This is a genomic window from Ruegeria sp. BI12, from assembly GCF_056537985.1.
The window spans coordinates 625,020-641,278 of sequence record NZ_JBQFSL010000002.1; the positions used below are offsets into that span (position 1 = coordinate 625,020).

Below are 16,259 nucleotides of genomic sequence, written 5' to 3' on the forward strand. Positions count from 1 at the left end.
AGGCTGCCACCCATCGCTGGGGAGGACGAATGGGCGATCTGTCACAAAAAATCATCGGCTATGACCTGTGGCATCTTGAACTGCCTGTCACATCCCGCCGGGACCACGGCATTGGGTCTGTCGAAGGCGTATGCGAGGTCGTTATTCTGCGCCTGACATCCGAGGATGGCAGCAAGGGATACGGTGAAGCCTCACCCTGGTCGGTATTCACAGGAACGCCCGAAGCAACCTATGCCGCGTTGGATCGCTATCTCCGGCCGTTGGTGATGGGCGCGCGAGTCGCTGACAGGGCTGCAATCATGTCGCGGGCCGCATACGCAGTGGCGCATTGCACCGAGGCCAAAGCGGCGCTGGAAACTGCACTTTTGGATTTGACGGGCAGGATCAGCGCCGTACCTGTTTGGTCTTTGTTGGGTGGAAAATGCCGTGACACGATCCCGCTGAGTTGTTCTGTCGCGAACCCCGATTTTGCGCAGGATATCGATCTGCTTGCGCGATTGCAGGACGATGGCGTGCGGATTGTGAAGTTGAAGACAGGTTTCAAGGACCATGCCTTCGATATTATGCGGCTTGAGCATTTGGCGAAGCAATATCCACAGTTCTCGGTACGTGTAGACTATAATCAGGGCCTGACGATCGAGGATGCGCCGGCTCAAGTGCGAGACGTCGCGCAGTTTCATCCAGATTTCATCGAGCAACCTGTTCGCGCACACCACTACGGCATGATGGCGAGGCTGAGGCAATTGACAGATGTCCCATTGCTGGCCGACGAAAGTGTTTTTGGACCAGAGGATATGGAACGGGCCGCGCGTGAGGGTATTTGCGACGGCGTATCAGTCAAAATCATGAAATCCGGCGGTATAACGCGTGGGCAAACAGTTGCACGTGTAGCCGCTGCACATGGTCTCAGCGCTTATGGCGGGGATATGTTCGAAGCTGGTTTGGCACATCTGGCCGGAACTCATATGATCGCCGCGACGCCGGAAATTACACTGGGCTGCGAATTCTATCAGGCCTCTTACTTTTTGGCCGAGGATATCCTCGAAGAACCCTTCGAGATAAAGCAGGGGCATGTCGTTGTGCCTGACGGAACGGGTTTGGGCGCAAGGCCGGATGTTGCCAAGCTAGACCACTATGCCGTCTCGAAAGTGGTGGGGGGATGAGCGAATCCAGAACCATAGCGATTATCGGCGCCGGAATTGTCGGCGTGTCTGCCGCCGTGTGGCTGCAGCGTGACGGGCATAATGTCATCCTGATCGACAAGGCCGGACCGGGCGAAGGCACCTCGCATGGCAATGGCGGCGTGCTGGCGTCGTGCTCGATCATCCCGGTAACGGTGCCGGGTTTGTTAAAAAAAGCACCGAAAATGCTGTTTGATCCGTCGCAGCCCTTGTTCATGAAATGGGGTTATGTGCCCAAGCTGTTGCCATGGCTGACGCGTTATTTGAAACACGCCAACGCAAGCGATGTGGAACGGATCGCCGCAGCACTGACCCCTATTGTTGGGGACAGCTTGGATGACCATCAAGCGTTGGCTCAGGGAACGGCTGCCGAAAAATGGATCGTGCCTTCGGATTATCTGTTCCTCTATGAAAACCGCCAGCACTTTGAAGGCGACGCCTTTGGTTGGGATGTCCGCCGCAAGAATGGGTTTAAATGGCAGGAACTCGAGGGCGACGCCTTCCACACCTATGACCCGATCTTCAGCAAGGATATCGGGTTTGCTGCTAAATTCTCTGATCACGGACATATCACTGACCCCGGACGGTATGTGAAAGACCTGGCCGCGCATGTCGAAGTCAACGGCGGCAGGATTATCCGCGCAGCAGTAGAAGATGTTGTCCGCGATAACGGCAAGGTCATTGGCGTACGGGCGGCCGGTGAGACAATCGCTTGCGACACTGCCATCGTCACTGCTGGTGTCTGGTCCGGGCCTTTGGCCAGCAAATTGGGTGTTTCTGTTCCTCTAGAGACAGAACGTGGTTATCATCTTGAATTAGTGGAACCTTCCGCGATGCCGAAAAGTCCGGTTATGGTTGCTTCGGGCAAGTTCGTTGCCACGCCGATGGATGGCCGCATTCGGCTGGCCGGGATTGTGGAATTCGGCGGGCTGGACGCGCCGCCCTCGCGCGCGCCGTTCGAACTGATGCGCAAGAACGCTCGGGCGGCCTTTCCGGGCGTGACATGGAAGGACGAAGTGGAATGGATGGGGCACCGGCCTGCGCCGGCAGACTCGATCCCGATCATTGGCGAGGTGCCGGGGGTTGACGGTGCGTATATGGGTTTTGGCCACCATCACATCGGCCTGACGGGCGGGCCGAAAACAGGGCGTCTACTGGCGCAGATGATCGCGGGCAGGACCCCAAACGCGGACATGAGCGTTTATGCGCCATCTCGCTACGTGACTTAAGAAGCAACGGTAAAACAGGCCGGAAACACAAAATTAAACAGGGAGAAAAAGATGAAGAAATTGACAAGCCTTTTGGCGGCAACCGCTTTGACAGCCGCAGCAACCGCACCGGCGACGGCCGAGAAATGGGATATGCCGATGGCATATTCGGCGTCGAACTTCCATTCAGCCACAGGTGCGGAATTTGCCAAATGCGTGACGACGGGCACCGGAGGTGAGATTGAAATCGTCACACACCCTTCGGGTTCGCTGTTCAAGGGGGCCGACATCAAGCGCGCCATTCAGACCGGGCAGGCCCCAATTGGCGAGCGTCTGCTGTCCGGCCACCAGAATGAGAATGCATTGTTCGGGTTTGACTCGATCCCCTTCCTTGCAACCTCGTTCGACGACAGCGCCAAACTTTGGGAGGCCGCGAAGCCATCCATCGAGAAACTACTGGCTGAACAGAACCTGACGTTGCTGTATGCCGTGCCATGGCCGCCGCAAGGATTGTATTTCAAGGATGAGGTCACCTCGGTCGCGGATATGGAAGGCATCAAATTCCGGTCCTACAATAACGCGACGTCTCGTTTGGCAGAACTGACCGGTATGCTGCCGGTGACAATCGAGGCCGCCGAGATCAGCCAGGCATTTGCCACTGGTGTCGCGGATTCAATGGTGTCTTCTGGTTCAACCGGCTACGACCGCAAGGTTTGGGAAAGCCTGAACTACTTCTACGAAGTGGATGCCTGGCTGCCACGCAACTACGTCATGGTGAACTCAGACGTTTGGGGCGGCGTGTCTGATGCCAACAAGAACGTCATCAAGGGCTGCGCAGAGCTTGCCGAATACGCAGGCAACTGGCGTGCAAAGGAATACACTGGCTTCACTTTGCAAGGTCTGCGTGACGGCGGCATGACAGTAGGCCCGGCATCCGAGCAGATGACCAACGAGCTGAAAGAAATCGGCGTTACCATGACGAACGAGTGGCTAGAGGCCGCCGGAGACGAGGGCAAAGCCATCGTCGACGCATTCAATTCGTCTCAGTAATTGTCCAGAGCCGGGCGGTCGAGCAATCTGCCGCCCGTTTTCATCAATACACCAATAGTGGGGATAGCATGGCAGCGCTACGAGGGCTCAGGTCCGTATTGGATTTCATCTATCTGGCGGCGGGGGTTTTGGCGGCACTTAGCCTGATCGCGATTTTGCTGCTGATCGTTGTTCAGATGCTTGCCCGCTGGACTGGTGAAGTTTTCCCCGGTGCCCCCGATTACGCGGGCTATGCCATGGCCGCCGCGTCTTTTCTGGCTTTTGCCAATGCGCTGAACCGTGGCAGCCACATTCGTGTCTCTATCCTGCTCAATGCGGTTCCCGACCGGGTTCGGCGCATCCTTGAAATTTGGTGCTTTACTGTTGGCGCGGCGGTGATGTGGTATTTTTGCTGGTATGCTTATCGTTTTGTCTATTGGAGTTGGAAATTCAACGACATCAGCCAAGGGCAGGACAGAACCGCGCTTTGGATTCCGCAGTCTGCAATGCTGATTGGCGCAGTCATTCTTGCAATCGCCCTGACAGACCATCTGATCCACGTCCTGTTCCGTGGCGATCACCGCATCGTCCGTGATCTGGCCGATCAGAGCCACGGGGAGTGAGCTCATGGAAAACCTGTCTGTTATCATCCTCTTCCTGTTTGTTCTGTTCACCCTTCTGGGTACCGGCGTCTGGGTCGGGCTGGCGCTTATGGGCGTTGCCTGGGTAGGAATGGAGCTTTTCACGACCCGCCCCGTAGGCGACGTGATGATCACGACCATTTGGTCGGCATCCTCCTCTTGGACTTTGACCGCACTTCCGATGTTCATTTGGATGGGCGAGATCCTGTATCGAACGCGATTATCGGAAGACATGTTTAAAGGGCTTTCGCCGTGGATGGCGCCCTTGCCAGGCGGGTTGGTCCATACCAATATCGTGGGTTGTACGGTCTTTGCGGCCGTGTCCGGCTCGTCAGCGGCCACACTGACTACAGTTGGTAAGATGTCGATTCCTGAACTGCGCAAACGCAATTACCCCGAACGGATGATTATTGGTACACTTACAGGTGCCGCGACGTTGGGTTTGATGATCCCACCGTCGCTGACGCTGATCGTGTATGGCGTGACCATCAATGAATCGATCACCAAACTGTTCTTTGCGGGCATCCTGCCCGGATTGGTGTTGGCGACGATGTTCATGGGATATGTCGCAATTTATTCGAAATTGGGTAAAGACTGGAACCCTAACAGTGAGGGCAAACTGAGCTTTTCTGAAAAGCTCAAAAACTCACGCTTCTTGTTGCCGGTGATCCTGCTGATCATGGTGGTGATTGGCTCCATGTACCTTGGCTATGCCACGGCGACCGAAGCCGCCGCCTTTGGTGTGATCGGTGGTCTGCTGCTGGCCGCGGGGCAGGGGTCGTTGACCTGGAAGACATTTACGGAAAGCCTGATGGGGGCAACCCGAACCAGCGCGATGATCGCCCTTATCCTGGCCGGGGCTGCGTTCCTTTCCTTATCCATGGGATTTACCGGCCTACCGCGCGGGTTGGCTGACCTGATCGCCGGATGGGAGCTGACACGGTTTGAATTGTTGATGGTTCTTTTGGTCTTCTATGTCATCCTGGGTTGCTTCCTCGATGGCATCTCTTCAGTTGTGCTGACGATGGCCGTGGTCGAGCCTATGATCCGGGATGCGGGTATCGACCTGATCTGGTTCGGTATCTTCATCGTGGTCGTTGTTGAAATGGCGCAGATCACACCGCCGATCGGCTTCAACCTGTTTGTGATGCAAGGCATGACTAACCATGAGATGAGTTATATCGCCCGAGCCGCGATACCGATGTTCTTGATCATGGTGCTGATGGTCTTCGTCCTGATCTGGTTCCCGGAACTTGCTACGTGGTTGCCGGAAAACCTCAGACAAAGCCCGGGTGGGTAGGGGGCGTTGAACCCTCTTCATCTTGCGGCGCGCAACGGTCCTTATGTTCTGGTCGCAGGGTTGGCCGCAGGATTGCTGCTGCCTGCGTTGGCCGAACCGATGCGGGCAGTCTTGCCGCCGCTAGTTGCACTGCTGCTGTTTCTGACCGTCCTTCGCATTGAGCCGTCTCTGCTGTTGGGGTCTCTGGTCGAACTACGCCAGGTTGGAAATACAGTGATTTCGTTTCAGCTGATTTTGCCGCTGGTCGTAGTGACTATTGGCCTGATCGGTGGATGGACCGGCACGCCGGTCTTTCTATCTCTGTTGATTATGATGGCGGCCCCATCCATCTCGGGCAGTGCTAATATGTGCCTGATGATGGGGCACCCACCAGAATACGCCTTGCGCTTGATGGTTATCGGGACCGCGGTTCTACCGCTGACGGTCTTTCCGATATTCGCGCTAGTACCAGAGTTGGGTGATTTTCAATCCGTTTTGATCGCAGTTTTACGCCTTTTTCTGACCATAGCGGGGGCAACTGTCGCTGGAGTGCTGTTGCGGCGTTTTTTTCTGAGAAACCCGTCCGAAACCGCACTCAAAAACCTGGAAGGGTTGGCAACAATTACCCTTGCAGTCTTTGTGATCGGTTTGATGCCTTCCGTAACCGCAGCAGCCCTTACCGATCCGGGTCTTGCCGCGTTTTGGATCGGATTTGCGTTTTTGATCAATTTCGGCGCACAACTGGTGATGTTTTTTCTGGCGCGCAATCATTTGACTGCAGACAAAACCACCGCTTTATCCATTGTCGCTGGAAACCGGAATGTCGCGATTTTTTTGATCGCGCTGCCATCTGAGGTCACCGCTTCACTTCTGGTGTTCATCGGGGCTTATCAAATCCCGATGTACCTGACCCCTATTGTGATGCGCCGTTTTTACAAAGTGACGGCCACAGCAGAGTAATCAGGGCGCGGCGAGTTTCGTCGCGCCCTTATTTGTTTTAGAAATGCACCGAGCGGGTCGTACCGGGCGCTTCCATCGGCGGGGCGAACTTGGTCAGGTCAATGCCGTCGACCGCCACCTTGTATTCTTCCAGAGTCGGCGTGCGACCCAGAATAGCTGACAGAACAACAACCGGGGTCGAGCCCAGAAGGGATTCACCCTTCTTTGTCTCGCTGTCCGCCACAACACGGCCCTGGAACAAACGAGTGGACGTGGCCAGAACGGTGTCACCTTTGGCGGCTTTTTCCTGGTTGCCCATGCAAAGATTGCAGCCCGGGCGCTCGAGATAGAGGATATTCTCGTACTCGGTCCGTGCGGTTTGCTTGGGGAAGAGGTCATCAAACTCAAAGCCCGAATACTTCTGGAGAATTGCCCAGTCGCCTTCTTCCTTCAGCTCATCAACGATATTGTAAGTCGGCGCGGCAACAACAAGCGGGGCCTTGAACTCGACCTTGCCGTATTCCTCTTCGAGGTTGCGCAGCATCTGGGCCACGATCTTGATGTCGCCCTTGTGCACCATGCACGATCCCACAAAGCCTAGATCCACTTTCTTTTCCGCCGCGTAGTAAGAAATCGGGCGGATCGTGTCGTGGGTATAGCGCTTGGATACATCGGCGTTGTTGACATCCGGATCGGCGATCATCGGTTCGACAATCTGATCAAGATCCACGACGACTTCGGCAAAGTACTTGGCATTGTCGTCAGGGCGCAGGGCCAGTTTCTCGCCCGAGCGGATTTCGGCGATACGTTTGTCGGCGATGTCGATCAGACCCTGCAACATCTGAACATCGTTATCCATGCCCTTTTCGATCATGATCTTGATGCGGGACTTGGCGATTTCCAATGACTCTATCAGCGTGTCATCGTTCGAAATACAGATCGATGCCTTCGCCTTCATCTCGGCTGTCCAGTCGGTGAAGGTAAAGGCTTGGTCCGCCAAAAGCGTACCAATGTGCACTTCGATAATCCGTCCCTGGAACACGTTGTCACCGTGCTGTGCCAACATCTGCGCCTGCGTGGCATGGACCACGTCGCGGAAATCCATGTGCGGGGCCATCTCGCCCTTGAACGTTACCTTGACAGATTCAGGGATTGGCATCGTCGCCTCACCCGTGGCAAGCGCCAGCGCAACCGTGCCCGAGTCAGCGCCAAAGGCTACGCCTTTTGACATCCGTGTGTGGCTATCGCCGCCGATGATGATGGCCCAGTCATCCACAGTGATGTCATTCAGCACCTTGTGAATAACGTCTGTCATCGAGTGATACACACCCTTGGGATCCCGCGCGGTGATCAGGCCAAACTTGTGCATGAACGCCATGAGACGCGGTGTATTAGCCTGCGCCTTGAGATCCCAAACCGACGCCGTGTGACAGCCAGATTGATATGCGCCATCGACACTGGGTGACAGCACGGTGGCCGCCATGGCCTCAAGCTCCTGGCTGGTCATCAGACCAGTGGTATCCTGAGAGCCGACGATGTTGACCTTGACGCGTACGTCCGAGCCCGCATGCAGAGTTTTGCCGGGCGTTGTTCCGCGGGCATTGGCGTTGAAGATCTTTTCCACGGCCGTTAGGCCCTGACCTTCGTGACTGATCTCCTTCGACGGGGCGAAAGCTGATTTAAGTTCGACGCCCAGTGCCTCGCACGCAAATGTTTGCAGCTTCTTGCCAAAGACGATGGCGTAGGATCCACCAGCCTTCATGAACTCCATCTTTTGCGGCGTGAAAGAGCCTGCCATGTCGACCAGCTCCTGACTGCCATCAGCGCTGTAGAGCTTTTTCTCTTTCGTGTTGATAGTCAGCACGGTGCCTGTTTCGACGGAATAGCGCTGCTCAAGGATCGGGTTGCCGTCGTTGTTTAGGATCGCTTTGCCATCCTCGTCCACTTTTTTGACCCAGTTCTTCAGGTCGACACCAATCCCGCCGGTGACGCCGACTGTTGTCAGGAAGATCGGCGAAATGCCGTTGGTGCCTGCCACGACCGGTGCAAAATTGACGAAAGGCACGTAGGGGCTGGCTTGTTTGCCAGTCCAAAGCGCCACGTTATTAACACCCGACATCCGCGAAGATCCAACACCCATAGTGCCTTTTTCGGCAACCAACATCACGCGCTTGTCGGGGTGTTGCAGCTTCAGCGCTTCGATTTCTTTTTGTGCAGCTTCCGAGATCAGGCATTTGCCATGCAACTCACGGTCAGACCGCGAGTGCGCCTGATTGCCCGGTGACAGAAGGTCGGTGGAAATGTCACCCTCTGCCGCGATATAGGTGACGACTTTGATTTCTTCGTCTACGTCGGGAAGCTTTGTGAAAAACTCTGCCTTGGAATAGCTCTCAAGGATGTCTGCAGCAATTTTGTTGCCTGCATCATAGGCTGCTTTCAGGCGATCCGTGTCCGCTTCGTACAGAAAGACCTGAGTTTTCAGGACCTCGCCAGCCTGAACCGCGATATCCTGTTTGTCGCCCAGAGCAACATCCAGCAGCACTTCAACCGACGGGCCGCCCTTCATATGCGACAATAGTTCGAATGCGAATTCGGGCGAGATTTCTTCGACAGTTACTTCGCCGAGGATAATAGCCTTCAGGAACTTTGCTTTCGCACCTGCAGCGCTGGTTGTGCCAGGCAGCGTGTTGTAAATCAGGAAATGCAGCGAATCTGCACGATGTGGATGACCGGTATCTTTGATTTGTTCGATGATTTCTTCGACCAGCGCACCATCGTCGATGGGTTTTGGGCTAAGCCCTTGTTCTTTACGCGTTTCAATTTCATCCAAATAATCTGAATACTGGCTCATGGCTGTTTCCGCTTTGTATAGGTCTGCTGCTGTAGAGAGGCGTTGGGCAACCCGCTCGATCATATTTGTATGCACCGGTATACAATTGCTGCCAAGGTTTCAAGATACCGCATTGGAAATTTACCGGTTTTGTTTCGTGACTGGATCCTGTTCAGTTCTAAAACGCTGATCATGGCGACTGTCCCTATCAGTTCAGCCGGGATACAATCGAGTAAATGGTTACTGTATAGTCGGTCGGATGAGCACGGGGTCTTGTCCACACGATGTTCAAATTCTCCGTTCGAAGAACCCGATCTGCAAAAAGATGTGCACAGAATGATTGCATACTTCACTTTTGGCGTTGACGACATCGAGTGCGCGGAACGCTTTTATTCTGCTTTTCTGCCGGCCCTCGGATACAGGCAAGAAAAGTACCATGGCGACCTGAGCTATTCGCTGCCCCAGCAACCCGGCCAATCGCAGGCCCTGCCTGAGCTCTACATCAAATCACCTTTTGATGGGGGTCCAGCTTCGGCAGGCAATGGGACAATGGTTGCATTTGAGGCGCGCAGTCAAAAACAGGTCCGAGATCTTCACGCCGCCGCACTGGCCGCCGGTGGCTTTGATGAGGGGCAGCCCGGCTTTCGAGTATCCTATGGGCCGAACTTCTATGTCGGTTACCTTCGCGACCCACAAGGCAACAAGATCGCATTGTTTTCAAGCGACCCGAACGAACCTGGACGAGACGGACGACAAGGATTGTAAAGGCGCAATCCGTGCGCAGGATCTTGCAACTACACCGTTGGTTTTCTGCCCAGAGCAAGAACACAAAGCAATATGAACAGAACCTCGTAAGCCAAAAACGTGTACATAAAGAAATTGCCGGGGCCATCGACAAAAAAACCTATAACACGACCGATGGCCATGCCGCCAAGGACGGCGATCAGCGCCAGCAACCCCTGCCTTCGAGTTTCCGGGCTACGTCCCAAATGATACAACACTGCCCCAAATCCAAGAACGACCCCACCGTAAACAGCGCGCATATCCATCAGACCGGAAGGTGAAGAAGGGGCGCTGCCTGTCGTGAATTCAGCCAGTGTCTGCGGAAAAACCAGGAAAGCCGAGCCAACCAGTCCAAAGACGATAGAATTGAACACTATGATTTTCTGATCGTTCAGCATCTTACCCCCGTCCAACCGCCGTTGAATGTGTCTTTCACAACCTGAATAATCTCAATTCCGCACTGCATCACGTGAATTCAGACCAATCAACGTTTGAATGGCTGCTTTGGGATATATGCGTCGGCACGCATGTCTTGGTCCTTGATCCGGGCTACCGATCCAGATCAGCGCACCACGGCATTTTCGATGTAACATTCTGCTGTCTATTATCCACCGCTGGGGACCACTATTGTCTTTTCGGGCCTCCAGCTCAGCCAGACTTGGCCACCTTCTTTTAGTTCGGGGATATCCTGATCACGTGCGATCACCTTAAACACTTGCCCGTCGCAATTGAGTATACAGGTTGCCATTGCGCCGGCGAATATGCGGCGCTCGAGCGTCGCGGGCAGTTTCGACATGTCGTCCTGCTGCGGCTCGTCAACTGTGATGCTCATGCTTTCGGGCCGGACCGCCAGAGTCGCGTTGGTCCCGGTGCCGGCGGGCAGCTTGATGCTGGCCGCATCCAGACCGAGGACGCCCTTTCCGTCCTTTGATAAGAAATTGGCCTCGCCAAGGAACTCGGCAGTGAAGACGTCGGCAGGGTTGCTGTAAACTTCGCGCGGGGGACCGGCCTGGATCATGGTGCCGTTCTTGAGGATACCTATTTTGTCGGAGAGGGTCAGAGCTTCTTCCTGGTCATGCGTCACGAAGATGGTGGTGATACCAATCTCACGCTGAATTCGCTTGAGTTCAATCTGCATGTCAACGCGCAGCGCCTTGTCGAGTGCCGACAGCGGCTCATCCAACAACAGTACCTTCGGATTGGTTACCATGGCCCGGGCCAATGCGACCCGTTGACGTTGGCCGCCGGACAGCTGATGCGGTTTGCGGTCCCCGTGCTGGCCGAGCTGGACAAGCTCCAACGCCTCCCCGACGCGGCGACGTTCTTCGTCGGCCCCTACCTTTCGGACCCGCAACCCGAAGCCGACGTTATCCGCCACCGTCATATTGGGGAACAACGCGTAGTTTTGAAACATCATGCCGATGTCGCGTTTTTCGACAGGGATGTGCTCGACCGACTTATCCCCGATACGGATCGAACCGCCATCGGTGAAAATAAAGCCTGCAATGGCGCGCAGCAGGGTAGTTTTGCCGCTGCCCGACGGTCCAAGTAGCGCAAAGAACCCCCCGTCAGGGAAATCCATCGTAACATTATTGAGCGCCTTCAGCGTTCCGAAATGTTTAGTGACGTTCTGGACAGAAACCTCGGCCATCAGCGTTCTCCTCCGAAGTTTGAGAACCGTGCGGCAAACAGCATCACGGCCATTGAAACAACAATTATGATCGTGGAAATTGCGTTGATTTCCGGTGTGAACCCTTTGCGGATAGAGGTGTAAATCAAAACTGGTAGCGTGCTGTCGCCGGGTTCGGACAGGAAATAGGACACCACGAATTGGTCAAAGCTGACCGCAAAGGCAAACAAGGCCCCTGCGATGACACCGGACGAAATCCAAGGCAGCGTGACACGTCGCGTCACCGTCCAGGCATCGGCCCCAAGAGAGCGCGCCGCTTCCTCCAGCGTTGCGTCAAAGGTCGCAAGCCGGGCGCTGACGACGACGATGACGTAAGGCAGCGCCAGCGCTACGTGGCCGATGATCACAGATGGCGTTCCGCGTCCCAGCCCGACGCCAAAGAAGAAGATCAGCATGGCGGTACCTGTGATGAGCCATGGAATGGCGATCGGGGGAAACAGCATGACCTGTAGGAACCGCTTGCCGCGAAACTCGAACCGGAACAGCGCAACCGACGCGGCGGTGCCTAGAATGGTGGCGATGACCGTGGTCACAAGCGCAATTAGCACGGACCGAGTTGCGGCGGCGATGATCTCATCGTTGCCAGCCAGATCCTGGTACCACTTTAGCGAAAACTCGAAGGGCAGCTGGTAATATTGCGACGCGTTGAAGGACATGAAGGCCATTACGATGATCGGCGCGTAGAGAAAAAACAGGATCAGACCCAGCCAAGTCTTTCCCAATAGGGTCAGGAAACGCCCGCTCATGTCTGTGCCCTCTTCAAAACCGGGCTGGCAACCGCGAGGATTAGAAGCACGACAGCCAGCAAGATGAAGGATAGCGCCGCGCCGAGCGGCCAATTGAACACCGCGACGAACTGATCCTCGATCACGGTGCCGAAATAAGTGCCGACCCGACCGCCCAGAATGCGCGGCTCCATGAATGAGCCAACGACTGGCACGAAAATCAGGACCGCTCCAGCCAGCAAGCCGGGTAAGGATAGCGGCAGGATGATGCGCCACAGGATCGTTAGCTTATTGGCGCCCATCGATCGGGCTGCATCGATCAGATTGTCGTCGATGGCCTGCAAGGCCAGGTATGATGTCAGGATCACATAAGGCAGGTAGGAATGCACCAGCCCAATTACGATGGCAGGAGTGGTGAACATCAGATTTACGTCGACTTCAAAAGGCAGGATCGCGTTCAGTCCGAGTTCCAGTACGCCATTACCGCGCAGAACGATGGCCCAGGAAAAGATGCGCACAAGCGAGTTGGACCAGAATGGCAGGATGACCAGCAGGAACAACGCCTCGCGTGATCGGCCCTTGATGGCCTTGGCCAAAACATAGGCACACGGAAATCCGACCAGCACCGAGATGCAGGTCACCATCAAACCAAGTTTGAGAGATTTCCACAAAAGCGTGGCATACGTCGAGGTCTGGAAAAAGGCCCGATAGTTATCCGCCGTGTATGTCCACTCGGCGTCGCCAAACGGTACATCAGACAGGAAACTGAAGTACAGCATGGCCGACAGCGGCAGAAAGATCGCCACTGTCAGCCAAAGATAGGCCGGAGAGAGCAGACCGAAGATTTTCAGTCGTTCCTGATTTGCAAGGACATTAGACATCTTCGATCACTTCCCTCATTCGGGCTATCTGCCTACTGCGCCGCCTTCAGGCCTTGCCACAGTTCGAGGTATTTTTTTCGGTTATCTTCGGAAACTGGCCGCTGGAATTGAACCCGCGCGACGACCTCCGGATCGCCCAGAATACGCTTGTTGAATGCATCATCAGGCAGTGCCGCCGCTGCTTTGGCATTGGCAGAGGCAGGTGCTCCTTCGGCAGCCCATTTCACGTAGAATTCGGGATCGATCATCCAGTCGATGAACTGGTGCGCCGCCTCTTTCTTGGTCGAGGAGGTGGGGATGGACAATCCGTCCAGCCACCCGATAGCGCCCTCTTTGGGCACAACGAACTGCACCGGCAGGCCCGCAGCCATCGACCGACTTGCCGACCCCGACCAGAAGGTTGCTACATCCAGATCGCCCGCTGCCATGAACTGGTTCCAGTCGTTTTCTGATCCCCAATAGGTTTTGATCTGCGGCATCAATTCGGCAAGCTTGGCCTGAACGGCATCCAGATCGCTGATATTGTTGATGTCCTGACCGGTTGCAATGGCAGCAAACTGCACCGCTTCAAGCGCATCGTCGCGGATCGAAACTTTGCCCTCATGTGCCTTGTCCCAAAACACTTCGATCGAATCCGGTGTCTGATCAAATTCACCAGTATTGACGGCAAAAGAAGTAAGGCCCCAAGTCCACGGAACTCCGTGCAGCGCACCACCGGCGTTCAGATCCGGATTGCCCGCTATGTCTGGGGGCACATCTGAGAGATTTTCAATTAGTGTGACGTCAATGGGTCCGATCAGACCTTCTTCCTGAGCCTGAGGTGTAAAGGCCGCGTTGATCAAGACCACATCATAAGCGCCCGGATTTGTCCGCAGTTTGGTGAGCATCTCCTGTTCGGAATTGAAATACTCATGCACCACGGTATGGCCGCTTGCTTGCGCGAAGGCGCCGACCGCCCAGTCAAGATCGGTGCCGTATCCTTGCCAGTTCAGTACCCGTATTTCGTCAGCGGCCGCGGCTGTTCCGAATACTGCAATGGTTGTTGCCATCAGAAATTGCTTGTTCATTTTGACCTCCCTGTCATTCGCAATTGGAAACCCTGTCGATCAGCAGGCCTCTTTCTTATTCAGAACCTCGGTAACCACTGCGCTGAGCGGTGTTGTCGCCGGGCCTTTTTGTGTCGTTGAAATCGCGGCTGCGACATTTGCATATCGGGCTGCCTGAATTGCCGTGTCACCCGCTGCCAGCCGGGCGACAAAACTGCCGACATGGGCGTCGCCCGCTCCGTTTGTATCGACCACCTGTACGCGGTACGGCGGAATATGCTCGACGGTGTCGCCATTGCCCAAAAAACACCCGTCTGCGCCGCAGCGCACCACTGCACCACCGCCCGGCGGACGGGACGCGGCAAGGTTTTGGGCGGCCTTGGCAGGGTCGTTCTGGCCGGTCAGGACGGTGGCCTCGCGGGTGTTGGTACTGATCCATTGCGCCCGGGTCAGGGCCGCGTCGCGCGCTTGGTCCGGGATTGACGCGATGACGGGGGACGGGTCGAAAACAAGGTTGTGGATTGTATTCTCAGTCTCAAGCCAATTGCGTAACGTTTCCCGCGAGCCCTTGTAATGCAGCGCGTAGCCGGACAGCAGGGTCCAGCCAAATTCAGCAAAGGCGATCTGATCCAGATCCTCGGCGCTGACATGGCCTTCGGCGCCGTCGCTGGCCACGAAAGTACGCTCGCCTTCGGCGTCGATCAGAACACTGCAGCAGCCCTGATCCCGTGTCAGGTCCTGGCTTCGTAGAAAGGGGATACCTTCGGCGTTGAGTCCTTCGCGCACAAGCTGCGCAAACGGTCCCGAACCGATCGTGCCGCCATAACACACCATCATGCCCGCCCGTTTTGCCGCAACCATCGCGTTGAAGCCGCCACCCGGTTTGATTGAAAAACCCCGGACAATGGCCTCTTCGCCTGCTAGCGGGACGCGCTCTACCTCGTAGAGGAGGTCTGCGACAACGCCGGACATCTGCAACAAACGAATAGTCATCTTTCAACCCTCGTATTGTCGGCAATCCGTTGTTCGCTGTTGGTTCTTAAGCGCAACAGGCCGCTCGCGATCTTTTCCAGAGGAAGATCATTTGCGTCCAATACCGTTTTGACGGCATTAGGGGCGATCCCGCTTTGGCCGACACAAGCCCCGGCCATTGCACCGGCAATAGCTCCGATCGTGTCTGTGTCATCGCCGATGTTTGCGGCTATTTTTGCTGCTTCCGACGGGTCGCAGCCTGCAAGCCGAACAACACCAAAGGCAGCGGCGACAGATTCATGTGAAGCAACAGATGTTCCGATCCCGTCGGCGAGGGCCTCTGCTGATAACCCCGTGTCAGCGGCGGCAAGTGCGGCAGAAATTCTCTGCGCCATTTCCTGCTCGCCAACTGGGAACCCGCGTTTTTGACCGATCGCTGCGGCCTGAAGCGCGGGTTCGATGGCCGCGTCGAAAGCCAATCCTTCAATGCCGCAGCTTACCACTGCGGCAACGGCTGCCGCTCCGGCAATGGCTTCACCGGTATTGTGGGTCATCCTGCAAGCCAGTTCGACAGCATCCAGAAGACCTGACATTGGATTGATCGGGCAGGCGATCCCAACCGGAGAAATGCGCATCGCGGCACCGTTTGTCGTACCGTTTCGGCCAGTTTCGCCGGCTGGCTTCCCCGCCAAAATCCCGTCTAGCGCAGCTTTGGAGGAGGGGCCAAGCAGGTCGCGCAAGCCGCGTTCGCGCACGCCCGCCTCCCATCCCAACAGGTCTTGCGCCCATCGGGTTTCGTCCAAAGCACCTTGGTCCGCGATCAGACGTTCTGCCAACAGGAACGCCTGTTCGGTATCGTCTGTGACTTGGGCGGCCTTCAAACCATGCGAGACGGGGTGATCCGGGAACGGATCGACAAACGTCGTGATCCTGCCGTAGTGGCGAATAATGTCCGCGCGCGGCAGGGTTTGGGATGGCATTCCCATCGCATCGCCGATAGCCATCCCAATCAGGGCGCCACATGCACGATCGAATTGAAGGTCATGACCCGACAT

Annotated in this window: 15 protein-coding genes; 7 read left to right on the top strand and 8 right to left on the bottom strand. The window is 55.8% G+C overall.

The genetic code is table 11. From position 1 onward, the window contains the following. Nucleotides 1–29: 29 nt before the first annotated feature. From ACR0AK_RS16060 to ACR0AK_RS16085, 6 genes are all read left to right on the top strand, one after another. Entirely contained in the window at nt 30–1,163 is a 1,134-nt protein-coding gene (locus tag ACR0AK_RS16060) for an enolase C-terminal domain-like protein (protein WP_480794061.1), read from the top strand. Continuing rightward, nucleotides 1,160–2,410, top strand: coding sequence for an NAD(P)/FAD-dependent oxidoreductase (locus ACR0AK_RS16065; protein ID WP_480794062.1), 1,251 nt, complete (start codon nt 1,160–1,162; stop codon nt 2,408–2,410). Before ACR0AK_RS16060 ends, ACR0AK_RS16065 begins: the two co-directional genes overlap by 4 nt. Nucleotides 2,411–2,461: 51 nt before the next feature. After that, complete coding sequence (locus tag ACR0AK_RS16070; protein WP_480794063.1) at nt 2,462–3,439, top strand: TRAP transporter substrate-binding protein; 978 nt, start codon at nt 2,462–2,464, stop codon at nt 3,437–3,439. 68 nt (nt 3,440–3,507) lie between these two features. Then, nucleotides 3,508–4,041, top strand: coding sequence for a TRAP transporter small permease (locus ACR0AK_RS16075; RefSeq protein WP_480794064.1), 534 nt, complete (start codon nt 3,508–3,510; stop codon nt 4,039–4,041). 4 nt (nt 4,042–4,045) lie between these two features. Further along, nucleotides 4,046–5,359, top strand: coding sequence for a TRAP transporter large permease (locus tag ACR0AK_RS16080; RefSeq protein ID WP_170560001.1), 1,314 nt, complete (start codon nt 4,046–4,048; stop codon nt 5,357–5,359). 6 nt (nt 5,360–5,365) lie between these two features. Next, nucleotides 5,366–6,298, top strand: a complete 933-nt coding sequence (locus tag ACR0AK_RS16085; RefSeq protein WP_480794065.1) for a hypothetical protein — start codon at nt 5,366–5,368, stop codon at nt 6,296–6,298. A 37-nt stretch (nt 6,299–6,335) separates the two neighbouring features. Here the strand turns inward: ACR0AK_RS16085 and ACR0AK_RS16090 are convergent, their stop codons facing one another. Then, on the bottom strand, nt 6,336–9,128 hold the full coding sequence (locus tag ACR0AK_RS16090) for a bifunctional aconitate hydratase 2/2-methylisocitrate dehydratase (RefSeq protein WP_480794066.1): 2,793 nt from the start codon (nt 9,126–9,128) through the stop codon (nt 6,336–6,338). 315 nt (nt 9,129–9,443) lie between these two features. On the opposite strand from ACR0AK_RS16090, the gene ACR0AK_RS16095 reads away from it, so the two are divergent. Beyond that, a complete protein-coding gene (locus ACR0AK_RS16095) occupies nt 9,444–9,872 on the top strand; it encodes a VOC family protein (protein ID WP_480794526.1) in 429 nt (142 codons plus the stop codon). A gap of 29 nt (nt 9,873–9,901) precedes the next feature. Here ACR0AK_RS16095 and ACR0AK_RS16100 read toward each other — a convergent pair whose 3' ends face one another. The 7 genes from ACR0AK_RS16100 to ACR0AK_RS16130 form a co-directional block, all read right to left on the bottom strand. After that, nucleotides 9,902–10,288, bottom strand: a complete 387-nt coding sequence (locus ACR0AK_RS16100; protein WP_480794067.1) for a DUF4345 domain-containing protein — start codon at nt 10,286–10,288, stop codon at nt 9,902–9,904. A gap of 206 nt (nt 10,289–10,494) precedes the next feature. Further along, a complete protein-coding gene (locus ACR0AK_RS16105) occupies nt 10,495–11,541 on the bottom strand; it encodes an ABC transporter ATP-binding protein (RefSeq protein WP_480794068.1) in 1,047 nt (348 codons plus the stop codon). Then, nucleotides 11,541–12,326: an ABC transporter permease gene (locus tag ACR0AK_RS16110; protein WP_170560011.1), complete on the bottom strand. Its 786-nt coding sequence runs from the start codon at nt 12,324–12,326 to the stop codon at nt 11,541–11,543. The genes ACR0AK_RS16105 and ACR0AK_RS16110 overlap by 1 nt, the downstream gene beginning before the upstream one ends. After that, entirely contained in the window at nt 12,323–13,186 is an 864-nt protein-coding gene (locus tag ACR0AK_RS16115; protein WP_480794069.1) for an ABC transporter permease, read from the bottom strand. Before ACR0AK_RS16115 ends, ACR0AK_RS16110 begins: the two co-directional genes overlap by 4 nt. A 32-nt stretch (nt 13,187–13,218) precedes the next feature. Next, nucleotides 13,219–14,253, bottom strand: coding sequence for an ABC transporter substrate-binding protein (locus ACR0AK_RS16120; protein ID WP_480794070.1), 1,035 nt, complete (start codon nt 14,251–14,253; stop codon nt 13,219–13,221). A 39-nt stretch (nt 14,254–14,292) separates the two neighbouring features. Then, on the bottom strand, nt 14,293–15,225 hold the full coding sequence (locus tag ACR0AK_RS16125; RefSeq protein WP_480794071.1) for a PfkB family carbohydrate kinase: 933 nt from the start codon (nt 15,223–15,225) through the stop codon (nt 14,293–14,295). After that, nucleotides 15,222–16,259, bottom strand: coding sequence for an ADP-ribosylglycohydrolase family protein (locus ACR0AK_RS16130; protein WP_480794072.1), 1,038 nt, complete (start codon nt 16,257–16,259; stop codon nt 15,222–15,224). Before ACR0AK_RS16130 ends, ACR0AK_RS16125 begins: the two co-directional genes overlap by 4 nt.

Bases quoted from the DNA above. Each gene is read 5' to 3' on its own strand.
- ACR0AK_RS16060 (WP_480794061.1), top strand. From the start codon at position 30: ATGGGCGATCTGTCACAAAAAATCATCGGCTATGACCTGTGGCATCTT.
- ACR0AK_RS16065 (WP_480794062.1), top strand. From the start codon at position 1,160: ATGAGCGAATCCAGAACCATAGCGATTATCGGCGCCGGAATTGTCGGC.
- ACR0AK_RS16070 (WP_480794063.1), top strand. From the start codon at position 2,462: ATGAAGAAATTGACAAGCCTTTTGGCGGCAACCGCTTTGACAGCCGCA.
- ACR0AK_RS16075 (WP_480794064.1), top strand. From the start codon at position 3,508: ATGGCAGCGCTACGAGGGCTCAGGTCCGTATTGGATTTCATCTATCTG.
- ACR0AK_RS16080 (WP_170560001.1), top strand. From the start codon at position 4,046: ATGGAAAACCTGTCTGTTATCATCCTCTTCCTGTTTGTTCTGTTCACC.
- ACR0AK_RS16090 (WP_480794066.1), bottom strand. From the start codon at position 9,128: ATGAGCCAGTATTCAGATTATTTGGATGAAATTGAAACGCGTAAAGAA.
- ACR0AK_RS16095 (WP_480794526.1), top strand. From the start codon at position 9,444: ATGATTGCATACTTCACTTTTGGCGTTGACGACATCGAGTGCGCGGAA.
- ACR0AK_RS16100 (WP_480794067.1), bottom strand. From the start codon at position 10,288: ATGCTGAACGATCAGAAAATCATAGTGTTCAATTCTATCGTCTTTGGA.
- ACR0AK_RS16105 (WP_480794068.1), bottom strand. From the start codon at position 11,541: ATGGCCGAGGTTTCTGTCCAGAACGTCACTAAACATTTCGGAACGCTG.
- ACR0AK_RS16110 (WP_170560011.1), bottom strand. From the start codon at position 12,326: ATGAGCGGGCGTTTCCTGACCCTATTGGGAAAGACTTGGCTGGGTCTG.
- ACR0AK_RS16115 (WP_480794069.1), bottom strand. From the start codon at position 13,186: ATGTCTAATGTCCTTGCAAATCAGGAACGACTGAAAATCTTCGGTCTG.
- ACR0AK_RS16120 (WP_480794070.1), bottom strand. From the start codon at position 14,253: ATGAACAAGCAATTTCTGATGGCAACAACCATTGCAGTATTCGGAACA.
- ACR0AK_RS16125 (WP_480794071.1), bottom strand. From the start codon at position 15,225: ATGACTATTCGTTTGTTGCAGATGTCCGGCGTTGTCGCAGACCTCCTC.
- ACR0AK_RS16130 (WP_480794072.1), bottom strand. From the start codon at position 16,259: ATGTCGGGTCATGACCTTCAATTCGATCGTGCATGTGGCGCCCTGATT.